The organism is Streptomyces sp. NPDC001852 (assembly GCF_042891825.1).
GTDB lineage: Bacteria > Actinomycetota > Actinomycetes > Streptomycetales > Streptomycetaceae > Streptomyces.
In genome coordinates, this window is record NZ_JBIATN010000003.1 from 102481 (window position 1) to 125066 (window position 22586).

24 protein-coding genes and 1 tRNA gene are annotated in these 22586 nt (G+C 69.7%); 17 read left to right on the forward strand and 8 right to left on the reverse strand.

The annotated features are described in order from the left end of the window. Positions 1-23 precede the first annotated feature (23 nt). On the forward strand, positions 24-539 hold the full coding sequence (locus ACFYZB_RS05770) for a YwqJ-related putative deaminase (protein WP_388754758.1): 516 nt from the start codon (positions 24-26) through the stop codon (positions 537-539). 52 nt (positions 540-591) lie between these two features. Next, the gene (locus ACFYZB_RS05775; RefSeq protein WP_388754761.1) at positions 592-1122 is read left to right on the forward strand and encodes an SUKH-3 domain-containing protein; all 531 of its coding nucleotides are present in this window, start codon (positions 592-594) and stop codon (positions 1120-1122) included. Between the two features lie 16 nt (positions 1123-1138). Here ACFYZB_RS05775 and ACFYZB_RS05780 read toward each other — a convergent pair whose 3' ends face one another. Further along, on the reverse strand, positions 1139-2440 hold the full coding sequence (locus ACFYZB_RS05780; protein ID WP_388754764.1) for a sensor histidine kinase: 1302 nt from the start codon (positions 2438-2440) through the stop codon (positions 1139-1141). A gap of 160 nt (positions 2441-2600) precedes the next feature. Here ACFYZB_RS05780 and ACFYZB_RS05785 point away from each other — a divergent pair, with 160 nt between their 5' ends. The 8 genes from ACFYZB_RS05785 to ACFYZB_RS05820 all read left to right on the forward strand — a co-directional run bounded on the left by ACFYZB_RS05785 (position 2601) and on the right by ACFYZB_RS05820 (position 9148). After that, complete coding sequence (locus tag ACFYZB_RS05785) at positions 2601-3479, forward strand: hypothetical protein (protein WP_388754766.1); 879 nt, start codon at positions 2601-2603, stop codon at positions 3477-3479. A 6-nt stretch (positions 3480-3485) separates the two neighbouring features. Continuing rightward, a tRNA-Gln gene (locus ACFYZB_RS05790) sits at positions 3486-3556 on the forward strand. Positions 3557-3680: 124 nt separating this feature from the next. Further along, the gene (glmU, locus tag ACFYZB_RS05795) at positions 3681-5129 is read left to right on the forward strand and encodes a bifunctional UDP-N-acetylglucosamine diphosphorylase/glucosamine-1-phosphate N-acetyltransferase GlmU (protein WP_388754769.1); all 1449 of its coding nucleotides are present in this window, start codon (positions 3681-3683) and stop codon (positions 5127-5129) included. A 155-nt stretch (positions 5130-5284) separates the two neighbouring features. Beyond that, on the forward strand, positions 5285-6265 hold the full coding sequence (locus ACFYZB_RS05800; protein ID WP_388754772.1) for a ribose-phosphate diphosphokinase: 981 nt from the start codon (positions 5285-5287) through the stop codon (positions 6263-6265). 200 nt (positions 6266-6465) lie between these two features. Further along, entirely contained in the window at positions 6466-7062 is a 597-nt protein-coding gene (locus ACFYZB_RS05805; RefSeq protein WP_388754775.1) for a 50S ribosomal protein L25/general stress protein Ctc, read from the forward strand. A 75-nt stretch (positions 7063-7137) separates the two neighbouring features. After that, the gene (gene pth, locus ACFYZB_RS05810; protein ID WP_388754777.1) at positions 7138-7743 is read left to right on the forward strand and encodes an aminoacyl-tRNA hydrolase; all 606 of its coding nucleotides are present in this window, start codon (positions 7138-7140) and stop codon (positions 7741-7743) included. Positions 7744-7795: 52 nt separating this feature from the next. Further along, a complete protein-coding gene (locus ACFYZB_RS05815; RefSeq protein ID WP_388754780.1) occupies positions 7796-8311 on the forward strand; it encodes a hypothetical protein in 516 nt (171 codons plus the stop codon). A 126-nt stretch (positions 8312-8437) separates the two neighbouring features. Then, positions 8438-9148 carry a hypothetical protein gene (locus ACFYZB_RS05820; RefSeq protein ID WP_388754782.1) on the forward strand — a complete coding sequence of 237 codons (711 nt, stop codon included), beginning with the start codon at positions 8438-8440 and terminating at the stop codon, positions 9146-9148. 71 nt (positions 9149-9219) lie between these two features. Here ACFYZB_RS05820 and ppc read toward each other — a convergent pair whose 3' ends face one another. Continuing rightward, positions 9220-11952: a phosphoenolpyruvate carboxylase gene (gene ppc / locus ACFYZB_RS05825; protein WP_388754785.1), complete on the reverse strand. Its 2733-nt coding sequence runs from the start codon at positions 11950-11952 to the stop codon at positions 9220-9222. A gap of 301 nt (positions 11953-12253) precedes the next feature. Between ppc and ACFYZB_RS05830 the strand changes: the two genes are divergently transcribed. Together ACFYZB_RS05830 and ACFYZB_RS05835 are read left to right on the forward strand one after the other, a co-directional pair. Beyond that, the gene (locus tag ACFYZB_RS05830) at positions 12254-13261 is read left to right on the forward strand and encodes an acyl-CoA desaturase (RefSeq protein WP_388754788.1); all 1008 of its coding nucleotides are present in this window, start codon (positions 12254-12256) and stop codon (positions 13259-13261) included. Then, positions 13258-13935, forward strand: coding sequence for a TetR family transcriptional regulator (locus ACFYZB_RS05835; protein WP_388754791.1), 678 nt, complete (start codon positions 13258-13260; stop codon positions 13933-13935). Before ACFYZB_RS05830 ends, ACFYZB_RS05835 begins: the two co-directional genes overlap by 4 nt. A gap of 76 nt (positions 13936-14011) precedes the next feature. Here the strand turns inward: ACFYZB_RS05835 and ACFYZB_RS05840 are convergent, their stop codons facing one another. Together ACFYZB_RS05840 and ACFYZB_RS05845 are read right to left on the reverse strand one after the other, a co-directional pair. Beyond that, entirely contained in the window at positions 14012-14392 is a 381-nt protein-coding gene (locus ACFYZB_RS05840; protein ID WP_388754793.1) for a VOC family protein, read from the reverse strand. Positions 14393-14394: 2 nt separating this feature from the next. Beyond that, on the reverse strand, positions 14395-15207 hold the full coding sequence (locus tag ACFYZB_RS05845; protein ID WP_388754796.1) for a trans-aconitate 2-methyltransferase: 813 nt from the start codon (positions 15205-15207) through the stop codon (positions 14395-14397). 89 nt (positions 15208-15296) lie between these two features. Here ACFYZB_RS05845 and tamR point away from each other — a divergent pair, with 89 nt between their 5' ends. Next, on the forward strand, positions 15297-15794 hold the full coding sequence (gene tamR / locus ACFYZB_RS05850) for a MarR family transcriptional regulator TamR (RefSeq protein WP_351206006.1): 498 nt from the start codon (positions 15297-15299) through the stop codon (positions 15792-15794). On the opposite strand, the gene ACFYZB_RS05855 is transcribed toward tamR, so the two are convergent. Then, complete coding sequence (locus ACFYZB_RS05855; protein ID WP_351206008.1) at positions 15753-16520, reverse strand: response regulator transcription factor; 768 nt, start codon at positions 16518-16520, stop codon at positions 15753-15755. The genes tamR and ACFYZB_RS05855 overlap by 42 nt on opposite strands. Positions 16521-16905: 385 nt before the next feature. On the opposite strand from ACFYZB_RS05855, the gene ACFYZB_RS05860 reads away from it, so the two are divergent. Genes ACFYZB_RS05860 through ACFYZB_RS05870 form a run of 3 tightly spaced genes read left to right on the forward strand, consistent with a single transcriptional unit; the run spans position 16906 to position 17503 of the window. Next, positions 16906-17196 carry a hypothetical protein gene (locus tag ACFYZB_RS05860; RefSeq protein ID WP_388754799.1) on the forward strand — a complete coding sequence of 97 codons (291 nt, stop codon included), beginning with the start codon at positions 16906-16908 and terminating at the stop codon, positions 17194-17196. Continuing rightward, on the forward strand, positions 17193-17354 hold the full coding sequence (locus ACFYZB_RS05865) for a hypothetical protein (RefSeq protein ID WP_388754801.1): 162 nt from the start codon (positions 17193-17195) through the stop codon (positions 17352-17354). Before ACFYZB_RS05860 ends, ACFYZB_RS05865 begins: the two co-directional genes overlap by 4 nt. Further along, positions 17351-17503: a hypothetical protein gene (locus ACFYZB_RS05870; RefSeq protein ID WP_388754803.1), complete on the forward strand. Its 153-nt coding sequence runs from the start codon at positions 17351-17353 to the stop codon at positions 17501-17503. The genes ACFYZB_RS05865 and ACFYZB_RS05870 overlap by 4 nt, the downstream gene beginning before the upstream one ends. 32 nt (positions 17504-17535) lie before the next feature. On the opposite strand, the gene galK is transcribed toward ACFYZB_RS05870, so the two are convergent. The 3 genes from galK to galT are packed head-to-tail and all read right to left on the reverse strand — an operon-like array spanning position 17536 to position 20710. Further along, positions 17536-18690 carry a galactokinase gene (galK, locus tag ACFYZB_RS05875; protein WP_388754804.1) on the reverse strand — a complete coding sequence of 385 codons (1155 nt, stop codon included), beginning with the start codon at positions 18688-18690 and terminating at the stop codon, positions 17536-17538. Beyond that, positions 18690-19652, reverse strand: a complete 963-nt coding sequence (gene galE, locus ACFYZB_RS05880) for a UDP-glucose 4-epimerase GalE (protein ID WP_388754807.1) — start codon at positions 19650-19652, stop codon at positions 18690-18692. Before galE ends, galK begins: the two co-directional genes overlap by 1 nt. Continuing rightward, positions 19649-20710, reverse strand: a complete 1062-nt coding sequence (gene galT, locus ACFYZB_RS05885; protein WP_351206018.1) for a galactose-1-phosphate uridylyltransferase — start codon at positions 20708-20710, stop codon at positions 19649-19651. Before galT ends, galE begins: the two co-directional genes overlap by 4 nt. 179 nt (positions 20711-20889) lie before the next feature. On the opposite strand from galT, the gene ACFYZB_RS05890 reads away from it, so the two are divergent. Beyond that, positions 20890-22581 carry a sodium:solute symporter family protein gene (locus ACFYZB_RS05890; RefSeq protein WP_388754809.1) on the forward strand — a complete coding sequence of 564 codons (1692 nt, stop codon included), beginning with the start codon at positions 20890-20892 and terminating at the stop codon, positions 22579-22581. Positions 22582-22586 lie beyond the last annotated feature (5 nt).

The window sequence follows — 22586 nt, forward strand, 5'->3', positions numbered from 1 at the left end:
ACCCGGGGAGGGGAAAAACGATCATGAACACCATGCGAACCGGAGGTACCGACGTGCGGGCCGGCGACCCACGCATCGGCTGGAGCGGCACCGACACACCCCCCGCCCCCACCCTCCACCACCGCCGTGACGGCATCCTGCCCACCGTCGCCGCCGCCCTCTCCGTCCGCGGCGCCACCCTCACCGGCACCGCCGCCCGCAGCGACCAACCCCCACCCCTGCACCCCCTCGTCCAGGACTTCCTCGACACCCTCACCAGCGGCGAACGCGACCGCTTCACCGGCCGCTGCGCCGAAACCATCCTCATCTCCCGGCACCTCACCACCGCCGACGCCGCCCGCAGCAAACGCGCCGCCCGCAAACCCATGACCAACGGCGACGCCCGCAAAGCCCTCAAGAACGCCAAACTCACCGCCCGCCGCATACGCGAGGACGGCGACCCCCTCCACGGCAGCTTCGCCACCCCCTGCCGCGCCTGCACCGCCCTCAGCGCCCACTTCGGCGTCCGCATCGTCGACCCCACGGCAACCGACGGCTGAAAACCACCGTCAACCGAAGTACCACCCCACAGGCACGACGAACGAAGGGCAGATGCACCCCGACCGCACCTCCTCCCCCAGTCTCGACTCCGCTCGACCGGGGGGACCCCCATCCCGCTTCCCCGTACTCGTCGACGCCGCCCTGCGCGCCGCCGGCTGGCAACCCGGACGCTGGGACATAAAGCAGGCGGAAATCTGGGCCGACACCCTGCGCGAACACACCTCACCCGCCGGACACCGGCACACCGTCTTCCCCGCCGCCGTCGAAGCCTGGGCGGAATTCGGCGGCCTGACCATCAACCCCAACGGCCCCGGCCGCCAGATCGCCCCCGCCACCCTCCACCTCGACCCCCTCCACGGCCTCCACCACGCCCGCACCCTCGGCGACCTCGGCCGCGCCCTCGCCACCGAACTCTGCCCCCTCGGCCAGGAGACCGACACCGCCGCCCTCCTCGCCATCGACACCGAAGGCCGCGTCTACACCCTCGACCACACCGGCGACTGGTACGTCGGCCCCGACATCGACCACGCCCTCGCCACCCTCATCACCGGCATCGCACCCGTACGCCTCACCGCCGGCTGACACCACCAGCGCAGACCTACGCCGCCGGAATCACCGCCGACACCCGGAAACCCCCCGCATCCGTCGGCCCCGACACAAACACACCACCCAGCGCCGCAACCCGCTCCCGCATCCCCACCAGACCGTTCCCACCCGACGGCAGCCCCGCCGCCGACGCCGACCCCGGCTCCGGCGGCGGCTCGTTCTCCACCTGCATCGCGATCTCCGACACCCGATGCGCGAGCCGCACATGCGTCTTCGCACCCCCCGCATGCTTGTGGACGTTCGTCAACGCCTCCTGCACCACCCGGTACGCCGTCTGCTCCACCTCCGCCGCATACGACCGCACCTCCCCCTCCACCGACAAATCCACCACCATCCCCGCAGCCGCCGACTGCCCGAGCAACTCCTCCAACTCCGACAGACACGGCCCGTCCTCCACCACAGCCCGCGAAGCCGCAGCCTCAGCCGCCTCCCGCACCGCCACCAACGGCACCCCCGCAGCACGCCGGACCGGATCCTCCCCCGCCCGCAGCACCCCCAGCATCTCCCGCAACTCGGTCAACGCCTGCCGCCCCATGTCCCCCACCAGCGCCGCATTCCGCACCGCCTTCTCAGGATCCTTACGGGCCACCGCCTGAAGCGCCGCAGCATGCACCACCATCAAACTCACCCGATGCGCGACCACGTCATGCATCTCACGAGCGATCCGCGTCCGCTCCTCGTTCCTGGCCCACTCGGCCCGCTCCTCCGCCCGCTCCGCGAGCAACTGAAGCTCCCGCTCCAGACTGGCCGCCCGCTCCCTGAGGCTCTCCATCAACCGCCGCCGCGCCCCCACGTACAAACCCAGCAGCACCGGCGGAGCCGTCAGCCCCAGCGCCGTCGTCACCGCCGCGAACGGCACGAACCAGTCACCCAGCGTCAGATCGCCCCGCGCCATGTCCTGCCGCACCCGCACGAACGTCACGACCGCCGTACCCACCAGCGACATCCCCGCCAGCGCCCCGATGACCCGCCTCGGCACCTCGCACGCGGCCAGCGTGTACAGGCCGACGACCCCCAGCAGGAACCCCATCTGCGCGGGCGTGATCGCGATCGCGACCAGCACGACGGCAATCGGCCACTTCCGCCGCACCAGCAGCACCGACCCGGCGATCACCCCGAAAACGACCCCCACCGCCACCGGAAGCCCCGCGTCCCGAGCGAACGGAACCCCCTCCGCACCACACTCCACGGCGGACACCAGCGCCAGACTCCCGTCGAGCACCGCACTACGCCACCTGGTCCACCACCACGGGCCGGTCAGGCCCTTGGCGTGCTCTTCCCCCGTCATGGTCATACGTCCAGCCTACGGGCGACCGGTGCGCCTTTTCCGGTGACTTTCGCCGACCTCCACACACCACACTCCGTAACCGGCCGACCTCGAAACCCACCGGTTTCACTCGAACTGGTGAACCCCTCCCGTTCGACCCCGGAACGCCTCATTCCGGCCGGACGGTATGCCCACGGCACATTCACACAGCAAATACGTCGACTTTGAGGGCTTGCGGGAACGAGCGGTCGCCCTGCGGCGGGCGGGGCTCAGCCGACGACAGATCCGCGACCGGCTGCACGTCGACAACAACGACATCCTCAACCGCCTCCTGGAGGGCGAGCCGCCTCCCGAGTGGACCAAGCGCCCGAACGCGAAGGACGACCTCCGGGACAGGGCACGGGAGCTACGCCTCCAGGGCTGGACCTACGACCAGATCCAGGCGGAGCTGGGCTGCTCGAAGAGCTCGATCTCGCTATGGGTGCGGGATCTGCCGAAGCCGGAGCGACACGAGCCAACCGGACAGGCGAAGCTGGCGGCCCGCAAGAGGTGGGAGCACGAACTGGCGGTGAGGGACGAGGAGAGGCAGCAGACCAAAGCGGCCGCCGCAAGGGAGATCGGCATGATGAGTACCCGCGAGCTGCTCATCGCCGGCGTCGCCCTCTACTGGGCAGAGGGCACCAAGGACAAGCCCCACGCACGGCGCGAACGAGTCACCCTCGTCAACAGCGACCCGAACGTGATCCGTCTCTCCCTCGCCTGGCTCGACCTACTCCAAGTTGAGCGGGGGCGCATCAGGTTCCACTTGATGATCCACGAGTCGGCCGACATCGAGGCCGCCGAGCGATATTGGGCGGGCGTCGTTCAGGCTGACCCCAGCGCCTTCGGCAAGACCACCGTGAAACGGCACAACCCGAAAACCGTGCGCAAGAACACGGGGGACAACTACCGTGGCTGCCTGGCTCTCACCGTACGACAGAGCGCAGAGCTGTACCGTCGCATCGAAGGCGCCTGGTACGGCATAGTAGGGGCTGTCGCTGCAGCCGATCTAGCAAATCGGACATAGCGGTAATCCCGGGTCGTCTAAGGGCAAGACGTCAGATTTTGGTTCTGATCATGGGGGTTCGAGTCCTCCCCCGGGAGCACACGCTCAGTTCGGGTCCTGACCGGTACCACCCCCGTCAGGGCCCGCTCTCACCTCCCCCAAGTAACACCCCGGTATCCTGCGGCTGTCATCCCCACTCACCCACAGCCGAAGGGCAACCCCGTGAGCGCCATCCGCCCGGCAGCCGTCGTCGTTCTCGCAGCGGGTGAGGGCACCCGTATGAAGTCGGCCACACCGAAGGTCCTCCACGAGATCTGCGGCCGTTCCCTCGTGGGCCATGTGCTGGCCGCCGCCCGTGAGTTGGACCCGCAGAATCTCGTGGTCGTCGTGGGGCACGCCCGGGAGCAGGTCGCCGCGCACCTGAACGAGATCGACCCGGCCACCAGGACCGCCGTGCAGGCGGAGCAGAACGGGACCGGGCATGCCGTGCGCATGGGTCTGGAGGAGCTGGGCGGGGCCGTGGACGGGACCGTCGTGGTGGTGTGCGGGGACACTCCCCTTCTGACCGGGGACACGCTCACGCAGCTCGCCACCACCCACGCCGCCGACGGCAACGCCGTGACCGTTCTCACCGCCGAGGTGCCGGACGCCACCGGGTACGGGCGGATCATCCGTGACGACGCGACCGGTGCCGTGACGGCGATCGTGGAGCACAAGGACGCGACCGAGGTCCAGCGGGCGATCCGGGAGATCAACAGTGGGGTGTTCGCGTTCGACGGGCAGTTGCTGGCGGACGCGCTGAAGAAGGTGCGGACGGACAACAGCCAGGGCGAGGAGTACCTCACCGATGTGCTCGGGATCCTGCGTGAGGCCGGGCATCGGGTCGGGGCCTCCGTGGCCGGCGATCACCGGGAGATCGCGGGGATCAACAACCGGGTGCAGCTGGCCGAGGCGCGCCGGATTCTGAACGACCGGCTGCTGACCCGCGCGATGCTCGACGGGGTCACTGTGGTCGACCCGGCCTCCACCTGGGTCGATGTGACCGTCACGTTCGAGCGGGACGCGGTCGTTCACCCCAACACGCTGCTCTCCGGGTCGACGCACCTCGGTGAGGGTGCGGAGGTGGGGCCGAACAGCCGGCTGAAGGACACGCAGGTGGGTGCCGGGGCGCGGGTGGACAACACGGTGTCGGACGGGGCGGTCGTGGGTCCGCAGGCGAGCGTCGGGCCGTACGCGTACCTCCGTCCCGGTACCCGTCTGGGCCTCAAGGGCAAGATCGGTACCTACGTCGAGACGAAGAACGCCTCGATCGGCGAGGGCACCAAGGTTCCGCATCTGTCCTACGTCGGTGACGCGACGATCGGTGAGTACACGAACATCGGGGCGGCGAGCGTGTTCGTGAACTACGACGGTGAGGAGAAGCACCACACCACGGTCGGGTCGCACTGCAAGACGGGTTCGGACAACATGTTTGTGGCTCCTGTCACGGTCGGGGACGGTGCTTATACCGCCGCCGGGTCTGTGATCACGAAGGATGTGCCGCCCGGTTCGCTGGCCGTGGCCCGTGGCCAGCAGCGGAATATCGAGGGTTGGGTGGCTCGGAAGCGTCCGGGGAGCGCGGCTGCGAGGGCGGCCGAGGCGGCGTCCCGGAGGGGCGAGAGCGAGGACTGACGGGAAACGGGTACGTCAAACACGGCGTACCGTGATAAGTGCACATCCGCACACGTGCACCCGCACCCCTACCAGTTGGTTCGGCCTCTCATGCCCAGACGGGAGGTCGTAGACGCAGCCGGCTGGTCTGAGACGACCTCTGAGGAGACTGTGCTGTGACCGGGATCAAGACGACCGGCGAGAAGAAGTTGATGTTCTTCTCCGGCCGCGCCCACCCCGAGCTTGCCGAGGAGGTCGCCCAGCAGTTGGGTGTCGGGGTTGTCCCGACGAAGGCCTTCGACTTCGCGAACGGTGAGATCTATGTCCGTTACCAGGAGTCGGCGCGTGGTGCGGACTGCTTTGTGATCCAGAGCCACACGGCTCCGATCAATCAGTGGATCATGGAGCAGTTGATCATGATCGACGCGTTGAAGCGTGCGTCGGCTCGTTCGATCACGGTGATTGTGCCGTTCTACGGTTACGCGCGGCAGGACAAGAAGCACCGGGGTCGTGAACCTATTTCGGCGCGTCTGATCGCTGATCTGATGAAGACGGCGGGTGCGGACCGGATCCTGACGGTGGATCTGCACACGGATCAGATCCAGGGTTTCTTCGACGGGCCGGTGGATCACCTGTTCGCGTTGCCGCTGCTTGCCGACTATGTGGGCGAGAAGGTGGACCGGGACAAGCTGACGGTCGTGTCGCCGGATGCCGGGCGGGTGCGGGTGGCGGACCGCTGGTGTGACCGGCTGGGTGCGCCGCTGGCGATCGTGCACAAGCGGCGTGACAAGGACGTGGCGAATCAGGTCACGGTCCACGAGGTCGTGGGTGAGGTCAAGGGCCGGGTGTGTGTCCTGGTCGATGACATGATCGACACGGGTGGGACGATCTGTGCCGCGGCTGATGCGCTGTTCGCGCATGGTGCGGAGGATGTCATCGTGACGGCCACGCACGGTGTGCTGTCGGGTCCGGCTGCTGACCGGTTGAAGAACTCGCGGGTGAGTGAGTTCGTGTTCACGAACACGCTGCCGACGCCGGCGGAGCTGGGGCGGGATCTGGACAAGATCAAGGTGCTGTCGATCGCTCCGACGATCGCGAGTGCGGTGCGTGAGGTGTTCGAGGATGGTTCGGTGACGAGCCTGTTCGACGAGCAGTGAGGTTTCTGCGCCGCCTGCGCTAGCGGCGGCTGAAGATCGTTTTGGGTGCGGCCTCCCCCTCCGAGTAGACTGCTGCAGTTGCTCGGCGAGGGAGGCCGTACTCGTGCAGTACGGCGGTCCGTTATCGACGCGCTCTTCGTAGCAGGCCGTTCGTGGCCGGGTGACCACGTCCGTTCCGAGTTCTACGAGGAGTGATCACTATGTCCGAGGTGAAGCTCGCCGCCGAGACCCGTACCGAGTTCGGCAAGGGTGCGGCCCGTCGCATCCGCCGTGACAGCAAGGTTCCGGTTGTTCTCTACGGCCACGGTTCCGAGCCGCTGCACCTGACCCTGCCGGGTCACGACCTGCTGCTGGCGCTGCGTACGCCGAACGTCCTGATCTCCCTGGACATCGACGGCAAGACCAGCGAGCTGGCGATCCCGAAGGCCGTGCAGCGTGACCCGCTGAAGGGCTTCCTGGAGCACGTGGACCTGCTGCTGGTCAAGCGTGGCGAGAAGGTCACGGTCGAGATCCCGGTGCACACCGAGGGCGAGCTGGCCCCGGGTGGCAACCTGCTGGAGCACGTCCTGAACGCGCTGCCGGTCGAGGCCGAGGCCACGCACATCCCGGAGTCCGTGACCGTGTCCGTCGAGGGTCTGGAGGCCGGTGCGTCCGTCCTCGCGAAGGACATCACCCTTCCGAAGGGCACCACGCTGGCCGTCGAGGAGGACGCTGTCGTCCTGCAGGTCCTGGCCGCGCAGGCCGAGGAGACCGAGGGTGAAGAGGCCGCCGAGGGCGAAGAGGTCGCCGAGGCCTGATCCTCGCTTCGTCATCATCCGGTTCAGCCGCCGTTTCCCTCGCGGGGAGCGGCGGCTGGCGCGTATCAAGGAGTCATGGACGTGACCACCCCCGTCAGCAGTGATCCCTGGCTGATCGTCGGGCTCGGGAATCCCGGGCCGGAGTACGCCATGAACCGGCACAACGTCGGTTTCATGGTGGTGGACCTGCTCGCGGAGCGGTTGGGGGGGAAGTTCAAGCGGGCGGGCAAGGCTCAGGCGCAGGTGCTGGAGGGGCGGATCGGTCCGGTGGGGCCGGCGAGCCGGCGGGTGATCCTGGCGAAGCCGATGTCGTACATGAATCTGTCCGGTGGTCCGGTGAACGCGCTGCGGGACTTCTACAAGGTGCCGGTGGCGAACATCGTGGCCGTGCACGACGAGCTGGACATCGACCATGGCACGCTGCGGCTGAAGCTGGGCGGTGGGGACAACGGGCACAACGGTCTGAAGTCGATGACGAAGGCGATGGGTTCGGACTATCACCGGGTGCGGTTCGGGATCGGGCGGCCTCCGGGTCGTATGCAGGTGGCGGACTTCGTGCTGAAGGACTTCTCGTCGGCGGAGCGCAAGGAGCTGGACTACTTCGTGGACCGTGCGGCGGACGCGGTGGAGTGTCTGGTGATCGAGGGTCTGGAGCGGGCGCAGAGCGCGTACAACTCCTGACATGTGCTTCTTCGGCGGACAGCGAGGTTGACCGCGGTTGCGGGTATGGCCAATGATCCCGGCCATGCCTGCCACAGCCAGTACTGCTCGCCAGGCCTCCGTGACCGCGTTGCGGTTGGGGCGGGTCGCGGCGATGGGTGCGGTCGCCGCGTTGATCCTGTTCGCCGGGGTGTGGGGTTCCTGGGGGACCGCGCAGCACGTGATGCTGTCCAAGGGGCGGGAGCAGGGCACGGTGCGGGTGACCACCTGTGCGAAGGATGTGTGCAGTGGTCCGTTCTCGCCGACGTCGGCGGGGGCGCGGGCTCGTGCGCGGGTGGAGATCTCGCAGCCGGTGGCGGTGCGTGAGGGGCGGACGTACGACGTGGTGCTGAAGCCGGGTACGGCGGACGCGGTGCGGTCGGGCCCGGCGGGGATCCTGTATGCGTGGGTGCCGTTGGGCGGGGCGTTGCTGCTGGCGTCGGTGGTGGTGGCCGGCGGGATGCGGCTGACGCGGGTGGCGTGGGTGCTGGCGGGGTGCGGGCTCGGGTTGCTGACGGGCGCTTTTCTGGCGGTGACCGCGGGTTCGTGAGTCAGGGCGCCGGTGGTGGTCGGTGACCGTTGTGTCTTCGTGATTGACCGCGGGTCAGGCGTGGTTGGAAGCTGGGCCGCCCCCTCCACGTCTTCCCCGTAGGCCACTCGAAGATGGATCAGCCCCATGCGTACCCTCATCCGTACCGGCGCGGTGTCCGCCGGTCTGTCGGCGGCGCTGTTCCTCGCGCCCGCCGCGCATGCCGCTCCGCCCGGTGACTACGGCGATGTGAAGATCCACAAGTCCTCGACGGGCGAGTACGACGAGCGCGATCAGCCGCACGTGTGCTCGTTCTATCTGGATGCGTTCCACTTCGACGGCGGCCAGCAGGTCGACTGGCGCATCGAGGTGTGGGCCCCGACCGGTGGGACGAAGGGCACGACGGTGAAGTCGGGTGCCCTGTCCCTGGACGGCGACGGCCATGGCCGTACCGGGGACATGACGCTGCCCGACGGGCACTACAAGCTGTTCTGGAACTTCGACGGCGAGAAGGGGGCGGCCAAGCACAAGGTGTTCTGGACGGACTGCCAGGGCTCCGGTGGCGGTACGCCGTCGTCGGCTCCGTCGTCCTCCGCGACGTCGAGCGCGTCTCCTGCGCCGTCGGCGTCCGCGTCGTCGTCCGCCTCTGCGTCGTCGTCCGCGCCGGCCCCCGGTTCGTCGCCCTCGTCGTCCGCGTCGGCCCCCGTCGCGTCGTCCTCGCCGTCCGCGCCGGGCGGTGGTGGTGGTCTCGCCGAGACCGGCAACGGCGTTCCGGTGGGTGCGCTGGCGGGTGCGGCGGCCGTGCTGGTCGGTGCGGGCGGCCACCTGGTGGTGCGGCGCCGCAGGGCACGCGGCTGACCTGGGCCGGAAAGGGCGGTGCCCCCGGAGTCGTACGACCTCGGGGGCACCGTCGTGTCGTGTCGTGGCGGTCAGCCGGTGTTGCGCAGGCCTGCCGCCACGCCGTTGACGGTGAGGAGCAGGGCGCGGGAGAGCAGCGGGTCGGGGGTGACGCCGGCCGCCGCCGCGTCGCGCTGGCGCTTGAGCAGGGTGACCTGGAGGTAGGAGATGGGGTCCAGGTAGGCGTCGCGGATGGCGAAGGTCTGCTTGAGGACGGGCTGGGCGTCGAGCAGTTCCTGCTCGCCGGTGACGCGCAGCACCTCGCGGACGGTCAGCTCGTGTTCGGCCTTGATGGTGTCGAAGACGTGCTTGAGGTCGTCGGGGACGAGGGTGTCGACGTAGTGCTGGGCGATCCTGAGGTCGGTCTTGGCGAGGGTCATCTCGACGTTGGAGATGAAGTTCCGGAAGAAGTGCCACTGCTGGTGCATCTCGTCGAGGACGGTGTCCAGGCCGGCCTCGCGCAGGGCCTTCAGTCCGGATCCGACGCCGAACCAGCCGGGCACGATCTGCCGGGACTGGGTCCAGCCGAACACCCACGGGATGGCGCGCAGACCGTCGAGCGAGACGCCCGAGCCGGGGCGGCGGGAGGGCCGCGAGCCCAGGTGCAGCTCGGCGAGCTGGTCCACCGGCGTCGATGCGAGGAAGTACGTCGGCAGGTCCGGGTCCTCGACGAAGCGCCGGTAGGCGGCGTGGGCGGCGTCGGAGACGACGTCCATGGCGGCGTCCCAGCGGGCGAGGGCCTCGTCGGACTGGCGGGGTGCGGTGTGCAGGGCGGATGCCTGGAGGGTGGCGGCGACGGTGAGTTCCAGGTTCTCCCGGGCCAGGGAGGGGATGAGGTACTTGTCGGAGATGACCTCGCCCTGTTCGGTGACCTTGATCTCGCCTTCGAGGGTGCCCCAGGGCTGGGCGAGGATGGCGTCGTGGGAGGGGCCGCCGCCGCGGCCGACGGTGCCGCCGCGGCCGTGGAAGAGCCTGAGCCGGACGCCGTAGCGGTGGGCGACGTCGCGCAGCCGGCGCTGGGCGCGGTGGATCTCCCACTGGCTGGTGGTGATGCCGCCGAACTTGGAGGAGTCGGAGTAGCCGAGCATGACCTCCTGGACGTCTCCGCGCAGCGCGACCAGGCGCCGGTAGGAGGGGTCGGAGAGCATGTCCTCGAGGATGGTGTCGGCGGCGCGCAGCTCGTCGGTGGTCTCCAGCAGGGGGACGATGCCGATCTTCGCCCAGCCGGCGTGGAGGTCCATCAGGCCGGCCTCGCGGGCGAGGACGGCGGCGGCGAAGACGTCGTCGGCGCCCTGGCACATGGAGATGATGTAGGACTCGACGACCTCGGGGCCGAAGACCTCCAGGGCCTTCTTGACGGTCTCGAAGACGCCGAGGGTCTTCTGCCCGGCCGCGTCGACGGGTGCCGGGGTGGGGGCGAGCGGCCGGCGGGACCTGAGCTCCTTGGCGAGGAGCTTGGCGCGGTACTCGCGGGGCATGTCGGCGTAGCGCCAGGACTCCTCGCCGAGGCGGTCGAAGAGCTGGCCGAGGGCGTGGTGGTGGGCGTCGGCGTGTTCGCGGACGTCCATGGTGGCGAGCTGGAGGCCGAAGGCGGCCATGGTGCGGATGGTGCGGGCGAGGCGGCCGTCGGCGAGGAGGCCGCCGCGGTGCTCGCGCAGGGAGGCCTGGATGATCCTGAGGTCGGCGAGCAGTTCGCTGGTGCCGAGGTAGTCGCGGCCCACCTCGTGCGGGATGCCCTTGGCGAGGCGCTGCTTGGTGTTCTCCAGCTTCTGCCGGATGCAGGTGGCCTTGAGCCGGTAGGGCTCCTCGGCGTTGAGGCGCTTGTAGCGGGGGCTGATCTCGGGGAGCAGGTCGAGGTCGGTCTGCAGGGACGTGAGGAGCTCTTCGGTGGCGCCGGTGTAGCGGATGGAGTTGGAGAGCAGTCCGCGCAGTTCGTCGATCATCTCCAGGGCGTCGTTGATGCCGTGTTCGTGCTGGAGGATGAGGACGTCCCAGGTGACCTGGGGGGTGACGTTGGGGTTGCCGTCGCGGTCGCCGCCGATCCAGGTGCCGAAGGTGAGGGGGCGGGTGTCGTCGGGGAGCTTGACGCCGACCCGTTCCAGTTCGGCCGTCAGGTCCTCCAGGACGTCGCCGACGGCCTCGGCGTGCAGTTCGTCGAGGTAGTAGATGGCGTTGCGGGCCTCGTCGGCGGGCTCGGGGCGTACGACGCGCAGCTCGTCGGTCTGCCAGACGAGGTCGATGTTCTCGGCGAGGCGGACGTCGTGGCGGCGGCGGTCGGAGCCCTGGACGGGGGTCTCCAGGAGCGCGGCGATGCGCCGGAGCTTGTTCAGCACCGAGCGGCGCGCGGCCTCGGTGGGGTGTGCGGTGAACACGGGGCGAACGTTCAGGTGCTGGACGGTCTGCCTGAGGTGTTCGGGGTCGGCGTCCTTCAGGCGGTCCGCCGTCCGGGCGAGCAGGCCGCCCTCGGCGGCTCGCCGGGTGCGCAGTTCGCGGCCGCGGTGCACCTGCTCGGTGACGTTGGCGAGGTGGAAGTAGGTGGAGAAGGCGCGCACCAGCTTGGCGGCGGTCTCCAGTTCGGTGCCGCGCAGCAGCTCGGCGGCGGCCTCGCCGTCCTCGCGGGTGAGGCGGCGGACCTTCTCGACCAGCTCGAGGAGCTCGGGTCCTTCCTGCCGTACGAGGGTCTCGCCCAGGAGATCACCCAGCCGGCGGATGTCGGCGCGCAGCTCGCTGCTGGTCGTGGTGGTCTGGTCGTCGGCACTGCTCACAGGTGCGGCTCCTTGCAGTGTGGAAGCTCTCTGGGAGGGAACCCGGCCGGCTGCCGCGCGGCGGACGCCGCATACGGGCCGGAGCGTCCGGGAAGGAAACTTCAGCGGACCGCGCTGTCCGACCGAGTTCAAGGATAGGTGTCGATGGGGACGCGCAGGCTCCGGGGCTCTTGCCGCCGCTCGACACGCTGCCATACTTACGACGCCGTAGGTTACGGAACCGTAGGGAAGTGCCGTCGCCTCCTGTCCGGTCCCGGCGGCCCGGCACCTGTCTCGACCCTCGACCCCACAGGGGACGCGCATGACCTCAAGTTCCGATGTGATCGAAGAAGCCCGTCAGGCCACCGACACCTCCACCCCCTCCGCCACGCTGGGCGGCGAGCAGAAGCGCTCGATCGAGCAGATCACGCTGCTTTTGTTCATCACCGTGCCGTTCCTGGCGCTCGTGGCGGCCGTGCCGCTGGCCTGGGGCTGGGGGGTGAGCTGGCTCGATGTGGGCCTGCTGGTGTTCTTCTACTTCCTGGGGTGCCACGGCATCACGATCGGTTTCCACCGGTACTTCACCCACGGTTCGTTCAAGGCCAGGCGCCCGCTGCGGATCGCGCTGGCGGTCATGGGCTCGCTGGCGGTCGAGGGACCCCTGGTGCGCTGGGTGGCCGATCACCGCAAGCACCACAAGTTCTCCGACGCCGACGGTGACCCGCACTCTCCGTGGCGGTTCGGCGAGACGGTTCCGGCGCTGATCAAGGGCCTGTGGTGGGCTCACATCGGCTGGATGTTCGACGAGGAGCAGACCCCGCAGGACAAGTACGCGCCGGATCTGATCAAGGATCCGGCGATCCGGGCGATCTCCCGCCAGTTCGTCCTGTGGACGGCCGTCTCCCTCCTTCTGCCGCCGCTGGTCGGCGGTCTGGTGACGATGTCCTGGTGGGGCGCGGTCACCGCGTTCTTCTGGGGTTCACTCGTACGGGTGGCGCTGCTGCACCATGTGACCTGGTCGATCAACTCGATCTGCCACGCGGTGGGCAAGCGGCCGTTCAGGTCGCGGGACCGTTCGGGCAACGTGTGGTGGCTGGCGGTGCTGTCGTGCGGTGAGTCCTGGCACAACCTGCACCACGCCGACCCGACCTCGGCGCGGCACGGTGTGATGCGCGGGCAGATCGACTCCTCGGCGCGGTTCATCCGCATCTTCGAGCTGCTCGGCTGGGCGTACGACGTGCGCTGGCCGTCACGCTCGCGTATCGATTCGCGCCGGAACACCGAGGAAGGCGGCCTCCGGCGCCGGGGGGAGACCGCGAAGGCGGCATGATTGACGCCGTGGCGACCGACTCCAGCAGCACCTCCAGCAACGACAAACCACGGCGGACCCGCCGGACCCGTATGACCGGTGCCGAGCGCCGCCAGCAGCTGCTGGAGATCGGTCGCACCCTCTTCGCGGCGAAAGGTTTCGAGGGCACCTCGGTGGAGGAGATCGCGGCGAAGGCCGGGGTGTCCAAGCCGGTGGTGTACGAGCACTTCGGCGGCAAGGAGGGCCTGTACGCGGTGGTGGTGGACCGGGAGATGCGCCGCCTGCTGGACATGGTGACCAGTTCCCTGACGGCCGGCCATCCGCGCGAGCTGTGCGAGCAGGCCGCGTTCGCCCTCCTGGACTACATCGAGGAGTACACGGACGGCTTCCGCATCCTGGTCCGCGACTCCCCCATCCCCCAGTCCACGGGTTCCTTCGCCTCGCTGATCTCCGACATCGCCACCCAGGTGGAGGACATCCTGGGCCGCGAGTTCAAGTCCCGCGGCTTCGACCCGAAGCTGGCCCCGCTGTACGCCCAGGCGCTGGTCGGCATGGTGGCCCTGACCGGCCAGTGGTGGCTGGACGTGCGCCGCCCGAAGAAGGCGGAGGTCGCCGCGCACCTGGTGAACCTGGCGTGGCACGGCCTGGACGGCCTGGAGCCGAAGCCGCGGCTGATCGGGCACCGGAGGAGCTGAATCGGCCGACTGCGGGACGGCCCGGTCCAGTGGCCGCGGGCTGCGAGCCGGGGAGGCACCGCCGGCCGCATCCTCGTCACTGACCTCGGCCGGAGGACCTGTTCGGCTCCACGAACTCCAGCCGGTTGCCGACCGGATCCTCCGAGTAGAAGCGCAGATGGCCGGGGAGGTTGTCGTCCCAGGTCACCGGCGCGCCGAGCGAGGTCAGCCGGGCCGCGTACGCCTCGATCCCCTCGACCCGGAGCCCCGGGTGGGCCTTCTTCGCCGGCCGGAAGTCGGTCTCGATGCCCAGATGCAGCTGCACGGCACCCGCCTGGAACCAGCAGCCTCCTCGCGCCGCCAGCACCGGGGGCTTCGGGATCTCCGTCATTGCGAGGACGTCGACGTAGTACGCGCGCAGCGCATCCTCCGAGCCGGGCGGGGCCGCGAGCTGGACGTGATCGACGGCGACGAGCATGTTCAGGCCTCCTTCACGGCGACGGCGAACAGGCGGCGGAAGGGCAGGACGGTGCCGTACGGCGCGCTGGGGTAGGACTGCCGCAGCAGTTCCCGGTACTCGGCCACGAAGGCGTCGCGTGCCTCGGGGTCGTCGGCGAGCGCGGTCAGCGCGGGCCGCAGGCCGGTCCCCTTCACCCAGTCCAGGACCGGGTCCTCGCCCTCGAGGACGTGGAAGTACGTCGTCTGCCACACGTCGGTCGCGCAGCCGAGGCGGGCGAGACGGTCCAGATAGGCGCCGGGGGTGTGCACGGAGTCGGTGCGGCGCAGGACGTCGGCGAGGCGGGACTTCCAGCGGGGGGTGGCGGCGAGTTCGCGCATCAGGGCGTGCAGCGGGGCGTCGATGTTGTCGGGTACCTGGAAGGCGAAGGTGCCACCGGGCCTGAGGCCGGCGATCCAGTCGGCGAAGCGGTCGGTGTGCCCCGGCACCCACTGGAGGGTCGCGTTGGAGACGATGAGGTCGTACGGCTCCTCGGGCGCCCAGGTGCGCACGTCGGCGTGGGCGAAGTCCAGCCGTCCGCCCCCGGCGGTGGGGCCCTCGTGCTCGGTGTGGGCCTTGTCGAGCATCTCGGGCGAGTTGTCGTAGCCGGTGACGTGGGCGGCGGGCCAGCGTTGGGTGAGCAGCAGGGTGACGTTGCCGGGGCCGCAGCCGAGGTCGGCGATGCGGGGCGCCGGTGTGGGCGGGGCGGGGACGCGGGCGAGGAGGTCGGCGAAGGGGCGGGCGCGGTGACCGGCGTGCCGCAGATACTGCCCGGGGTCCCAGATGGGTGTCGTCATGCCCATCACTGTCTCCCGCCATTTATCTCGATGTCAAGAGACTCGACATCAAGAGACTTCATGTCGACACAACCACTACACTGATCTCCATGGAGGACGAGGTCGATCGGCTGGTCGCAGCGTGGCGCCGGGAACGTCCGGACCTCGACGTGGAGCCGCTGGAAGTGCTCAGCCGGGTGAGCCGACTCGCCCGGCACCTGGACCGTGCGCGCCGGCTCGCCTTCGCCGAGCATCAGCTGGAGCCGTGGGAGTTCGACGTGCTGACCGCGCTGAGGCGCGCGGGCACGCCGTACCAGCTCTCCCCCGGTCAGCTGCTGACGCAGACCCTGGTCACCTCGGGCACGATGACCAACCGGATCGACCGGCTGGCCAAGAAGGGCCTGGTGGAGCGGCTGCCCGACCCGAGCGACCGGCGCGGTGTGCTGGTCCGGCTGACCGACACCGGCCGGGACCGCGCGGACCAGGCGCTGGCCGGCCTGCTGGAGCAGGAGCGGGCGATCCTCGCCGAGCTGTCCCGCGCCCAGCGCTCGGAACTGGCCGGTCTGCTACGCCAGTTGACCGCCCCGTTCGACAACATCCCCGGCTAGCTCGGCCGGTCCGACCCCCGCCCGCCGGGCGAGCGCGACGGCGGCCAGGGTGGAGTGGACGCCCAGCTTGCCGAGGACGTTCTGCATGTGGGTGCGCACGGTGTGCGGGGAGAGGAACAGCCGCTCGGCGACGGCCTTGCGGCCGAGGCCCGCGACCATGCAGCGCAGCACCTCCCGCTCGCGCGGCGTGAGGGACTCCACCAGCCGCTCGCTCTCGCTGCGGTGCCGGCGGGCGGCCGTCAGCTCCCTGAGCACACCGGTGAGCAGGGCGGGCGGCAGATGGGTCTCGTCGCGCAGCACACCCCGGATCACCGTCAGCAGCCGGGACAACGAGCAGTCCTTGGCGACCCACCCCGAGGCGCCGGCCTGCAGTGCGAGCGCCGCCCGCCGGGGATCGTCCTTCTCGGCGAGCACGACGATCCGCACGGCGGGCTGGGCGGCGCGCACGCCGGTGACGAGCGAGATCCCGTCGACCAGCCCCTCCTCGTTGCCGTCCTGCACGGGCACGGCCGGGCGGGTGCCGGGCACCTGGCCGCCCAGGTCGGCGTCGACCAGCAGCACGTCGAAACGGCGGCCCTCCCCGGCCGCCCGCTCCAGGCAGCGCAGCGCGGCGGGGCCGCTGCCGGCGGCGGAGACGTCGACGTCGGGCTCGGCGGCCAGGGCGGCGGCGAGCGACTCGGCGAAGATGCGGTGGTCGTCGACGACCAGGACTCGGATACGAACCACGAAACCCCTCCCGGACCGGGCCTGGTCCTGTGGAGAACGAGACCCCGTGCGGCTACGGCACCCACGGAAAAAGGACACGCGCCGCGCGGCCGCCGCCGTCGCGGAAACCACTACCCCCACCGCGGGCACCGTACCCGCGTGTCTCGCCCCCTGATCAGCACCGGCCCCCACCGGTGCTGTTCCACAGAGTACGGATGGGAGCACGCAGCGGAAGGAGATTTGCAGAACTGGCCGTCCAGCACGTTTGTCCTGTGCCACAAGTGTCGTACTGAGGCAGAAGTCGACAAACCCCGACGTGATCTGCTCGCCGGCGACCATGGGACACCCCTGGCCAAGCGGCTCCCCGTACCGTGACACCGACACCGTGAAAGGAGCCCTGGCCGCCATGACCGCAGACCCGGCTGGCTCCCGCCCGCACCATCTCCCGCCCATGCGCACGATCGGCGAACTCCGCGCCGCCCTCACCATGGGCTACGGCTTCCCCGGCGACGCCGACGACTTCGAGGCCGAGCTGGCCCGCGAGATCAACCACGCCGATCCCGCCGATCTCAGCGGCGTCATCCGGCTGGTCGAGGAGTTCCGCGGCCGGATCGCCGCCCGGCAGGATCCCGGCTTCGACGCCGCGGTGGCCACCGCCGTCGCGGAGATCCGGGCCGCCCGGGGGACCGACCGGTGACGGAAAGTCCGCCGCCTGTCATCGCCGAGATCACGCATGAGGCGGTCCGCCGCCGTCAGGCCATCGGCCACGGAGCCCTCGAAGCGGTCGAAGCCCTCCGCGCCGAACTGGAGAAGAGCCCGGCACTCGGTCGGCAGGCACCACCGTCGGTGGCATGAAGCTCTGCACGACGCGCCTCGAAGCCACACAGACCCGCCCGGCTCTCACCGTCACGTCCGTGCATGACGCCCCGCCGCCCGAACCCGGGCTCATCCGCATCGCCCTCGTCTCACCGGTCCGCTTCGCGGGCGGCGGAGCCGAGCGCTGACACCCGGCGCCGCCACACCCCGGGGGCGGACGTCACACCACCCGCCGCGCCCCCGCCGAAGGCACCGCCTCGAAGACCCGCGGGGACGTGAAGGCCGCTGTCGCGAAGGCCTCCTCGATGGCCTTGGTGAGGGTGTCGACGTCCGCCGTCTCGGCCAGGACGATCGCGGAGCCGCCGAAGCCGCCGCCGGTCATCCGGGCGCCGAGGGCGCCGTTCGCCAGGGCCGTGTCGACGACCAGGTCCAGCTCCGGGCAGGAGATGCGGAAGTCGTCGCGCAGGGAGACGTGTCCCTCGGTGAGGACGGGGCCGATCGCGCGGGTCTCGCCGGCACGCAGCAGCTCCACGACCCGCTCGACCCGCCGGTCCTCCGTCACCACGTGGCGGACCAGGCGGACGACCTCCTCCTCGTCGCCCAGGCGGGCGAGGGCCGCGTCCAGCCCGTCGTACGGGATGTCCCGCAGCGCGTCCACGCCGAGCAGTGCCGCGCCCTTCTCGCAGCCGGCCCGCCGCTTGCCGTACTCGCCGCCGCTGTGGGCGTGCTTGACCTGGGTGTCCACGACCAGCAGGCGCAGGCCCTCGGCCGCGAGGTCGAAGGGGATCTGCTGCTGGGACAGGTCGCGGGTGTCCAGGAAGAGCGCATGGCCCTGCTCGCAGCAGGCCGATGCCGTCTGGTCCATGATCCCGGTGGGCGCGCCGACGTAGACGTTCTCGGCGCGCTGGCACAGCCGGGCCAGCTTCCAGCGCGGCAGGCCCAGGTCGTGGAGGTCGTTCAGCGCGAGCGCGATCACGACCTCCAGGGACGCCGAGGAGGACAGGCCGGCGCCGGTCGGGACCGTGGAGGACAGGTGGACGTCCGCACCGGTCACGCCGTGGCCCGCGTCGCGCAGGGCCCAGACCACGCCCGCCGGGTAGGAGGTCCAGCCGTCGTCGCCCCCGGGTACGAGATCGTCCAGGCTCAGCTCGGCCACGCCGCCGTCGATGTCCGCCGAGTGCAGCCGCAGTACGCCGTCGGTGCGGCGGGAGACCGCCGCGATCGCCCGGTGCGGCAGCGCGAACGGCATCACGAAGCCGTCGTTGTAGTCGGTGTGCTCGCCGATGAGGTTGACGCGGCCGGGTGCCGCCCACACTCCCTCGGGCTCCGCGCCGTACAGCTCGGCGAAGCGCTCCGCGACCTGCTGTGCCCCCACTAGTGCTCCCTCGCGATGTGCTGTGCGAACTCCCAGGCGTCCGCGACGATGCCCGCGAGATCCGCGCGGGTCGGGTTCCAGCCCAGCTTCTCGCGGGCCGTGTCCGCCGAGGCGACCAGGACGGCCGGGTCACCGCCGCGGCGCGGGGCCACGATCTCGGGGATCGGGTGGCCGGTGACCTGCCGGACCGTCTCGATGACCTGGCGGACGGAGAAGCCCTCGCCGTTGCCGAGGTTGCAGATCAGGTGCTCGCCCGGGGTGGCGGCCGTCAGGGCGAGGAGGTGGGCCTCGGCGAGGTCGGCGACGTGGATGTAGTCGCGCACGCAGGTGCCGTCCGGGGTCGGGTAGTCGTCGCCGTAGACGGAGATCGCCTCGCGGCGGCCCTGGGCGACCTGGAGGACCAGCGGGATGAGGTGCGACTCGGGGTCGTGGCGCTCGCCGCAGGTGCCGTGGGCGCCGGCCACGTTGAAGTAGCGCAGGGAGACCGCCGCCAGGCCGTGGGCGTTCGCCTCGCCGGTGATCATGTGGTCGACGGCCAGCTTGGAGGCGCCGTAGGGGTTGGTCGGCCTCGTCGGCGCGCTCTCCACGATCGGGACCTGCTCCGGCTCGCCGTACGTGGCCGCCGTGGAGGAGAAGACGAGCGTGCGGACACCGGCCTCGCGCATCGCGGCGAGCAGTGCCATGGAGCCGGCGACGTTGTTGTCCCAGTACTTCTCCGGCTTCACCACCGACTCCCCGACCTGCGAGGACGCGGCGAAGTGCAGCACGCCGTCGTAGGAGGGGTCGAGCCACTTGGCGGCGTCGCGGATGTCGCCCTCGACGAAGGCCGCCCCGGCGGGCACGCCCTCGCGGAAGCCGGTGGAGAGGTTGTCGAGGACGGTGACCTCGTGGCCGGCCTGCAGCAGGTGCTGGGCCACGACACTGCCGACGTAACCCGCGCCACCCGTCACCAGGTACTTCATGAACTCGCTACCTCTCGCAGTCGCTCTGCCGCGCGCTCCGGCGGCACGTCGTTGATGAACACGCTCATGCCGGACTCGGAACCCGCGAGAAACTTCAGCTTGCCGGAAGTGCGGCGGATGGTGAAAAGCTCGAGGTGGAGCGCGAAGTCGTCCCGCGAGACACCGTCGAACTCCTCCAGCGCGCCGAACGGGGCCTGGTGCCAGGCCGCGATGTAGGGCGTGGGCGGCTCACCTTCGCCGAAGATCCGGTCGAAGCGCCTCAAGAGTTCCAGATAGACCTGGGGGAATTCTGTGCGCGCCGCCTCGTCGAGGGCGAGCAGATCGGGGACACGGCGCTTGGGGTACAGGTGGACCTCGTACGGCCAGTGCGCCGCGTACGGCACGAACGCCACCCAGTGTTCACCCTCAAGGACGACCCGGTCCTCGGCGAGTTCCCGCTCCAGGACGGAGTCGAAGAGATTCTCGCCGCCGGTCGCCTCCTTGTGCGCGGCGAGCGAGCGGAGCATCAGCGCGGTGCGCGGCGTGGTGAAGGGGTACGCGTAGATCTGTCCGTGCGGGTGGCCCAGGGTCACGCCGATCTCGGCACCGCGGTTCTCGAAACAGAAGACCTGCTCGACGGAGGGCAGATGCGACAGCTCCGAGGTGCGGTCCGTCCACGCCTCCAGCACCAGGCGCGCCTGCGCGATCGTCAGGTCGGCGAAGGAGGCGTCGTGGTCGGAGGTGAAGCAGACGACCTCGCAGCGGCCGGAGTCGCCGGCGAGGGAGGGGAACCTGTTCTCGAAGACGACGACGTCGTACGACGCCTCCGGGATCTCGCTCAGCCGGTCGCCCCGCGTGGGGCACAGGGGGCACTCGTCGGCCGGCGGATGGTACGTACGGCCCTGCCGGTGGGAGGCGACGGCGACCGCGTCGCCGAGCAGCACATCACGGCGGACCTCGGACGTCGTGTGCGTCCGCTCCAGCGGGCGGCGGTCCACGGCGTCCCGCACGATGTCGTCACGCAGGTCGTAGTAGATGAGCTCACGACCGTCGGCCAGTCGTGTCGAGGTCTTCTTCAACGCCGGACTCCTCTACGTCCCGCACCCAATCACTCAACACAATCAAACATAACAGACCACAACTCGACAACACCCGGGATCATCACGATCAAACAAAGAACACCAACAGAAGTGTTCATTTTATGAACGCGGAGGCGTAGGTTCCGCTCTGATCAGTTCGCGCAACGAAGCGAGTACCCATGCAAACCCCCACAGACAGTCACCTGTATCTGGCGGCGCAGCTACGGCTCCCCACCAACTGGCTGGACTACACGATCCTGGCGATCTACTTCGTCGTCGTGCTCGGCATCGGCTTCGCGGCCCGCCGCTCGGTGAAGACCAGCCTCGACTTCTTCCTCTCCGGACGCTCGCTGCCCGCCTGGATCACCGGCCTCGCCTTCATCTCGGCCAACCTGGCGGCCACCGAGATCCTGGGCATGGCCGCCAACAGCGCCCAGTACGGCGCCTACACCGTGCACTGGTACTGGATCGGTGCCATCCCCGCCATGGTCTTCCTCGGCCTGGTGATGATGCCGTTCTACTACGGCAGCAAGGTCCGCTCGGTCCCCGAGTTCCTGCTGCTGCGCTTCGACCGGGGCGCGCACCTGCTCAGTTCGATCCTGTTCGCGTTCGCCGCCATCCTGATCGCCGGCGTCAACCTCTACGCCCTCGCGATCGTCGTCGAGGCCCTGCTCGGCTGGCCGCAGTGGGTCGCCATCGTGGTCGCCGGCGCCTTCGTGCTCGCGTACATCACCCTCGGCGGCCTGTCCTCCGCGATCTACAACGAGGTCCTGCAGTTCTTCGTGATCCTGGCGGCCCTCATCCCGATCACCGTCCTCGGCCTGAGGAAGGCCGGCGGCTGGAGCGGGCTGACCCACAAGCTCACCGCGACGCACGGAGCGAACTTCACCACCGCCTGGGGCGGCACCGGCATCGGTCACGCCAACCCGCTCGGCGCGAACTGGCTGACCATCGTCCTCGGCCTCGGCTTCGTGCTGTCCTTCGGCTACTGGACGACCAACTTCGCCGAGGTACAGCGCGCCCTGTCCGCGAAGAACCTCTCGGCCGGTCAGCGCACCCCGCTCATCGCGGCCTACCCCAAGATCTTCATCGTCTTCCTGGTGATGATCCCGGGCCTGGTCGCCGCCGCGCTCGTGCCGAAGATCGGCACCTCCGGCTCCGGTCTGCAGTACAACGACGCCATCCCGTACCTGATGCAGGAACTGCTGCCCAACGGCGTGCTCGGCATCGCTGTCACCGGTCTGCTCGCCGCCTTCATGGCCGGCATGGCGGCGAACGTGTCGTCCTTCAACACCGTGTTCACCAACGACATCTGGGCGAAGTACGTGGTGCGCGGCCGTGAGGACGCGTACTACGTGCGGTTCGGCCGCCTGATCACCGTGGTCGGCGTCCTCGCCTCCATCGGCACGGCGTTCCTGGCGTCCTCGTTCTCGAACATCATGAGCTACCTGCAGACGCTGTTCTCCTTCTTCAACGTGCCGATGTTCGTCGTGTTCATCGTCGGCATGTTCTGGAAGCGCGCGTCCGCCAAGTCCGGTTTCTGGGGCCTGCTCGCGGGCACCGTGACCGCGATGATCAACTACTTCGTCTTCTACAAGAAGGGGATCATCGCCATCCCCTCCGACCAGGGCGCCAACTTCGTGTCCGCGATCGCGGGCTTCGTCGCCGGTGCGGTCGTGATGGTCGCGGTGTCCCTGTTCACCAAGCCGAAGCCGGCGCAGGAGCTGCAGGGCCTGGTCTACGGCACCCGCTCCCCCGGCATGTCCGAACCCCCCGCGCCCGGCGACGAGGCCTGGTACCGCAGGCCGGCCCTGCTGGGCTGGGGCGCGGTCGTGCTGGCCGCCGCCTGCTACGTCCCGTTCTCGTTCTGACGCGG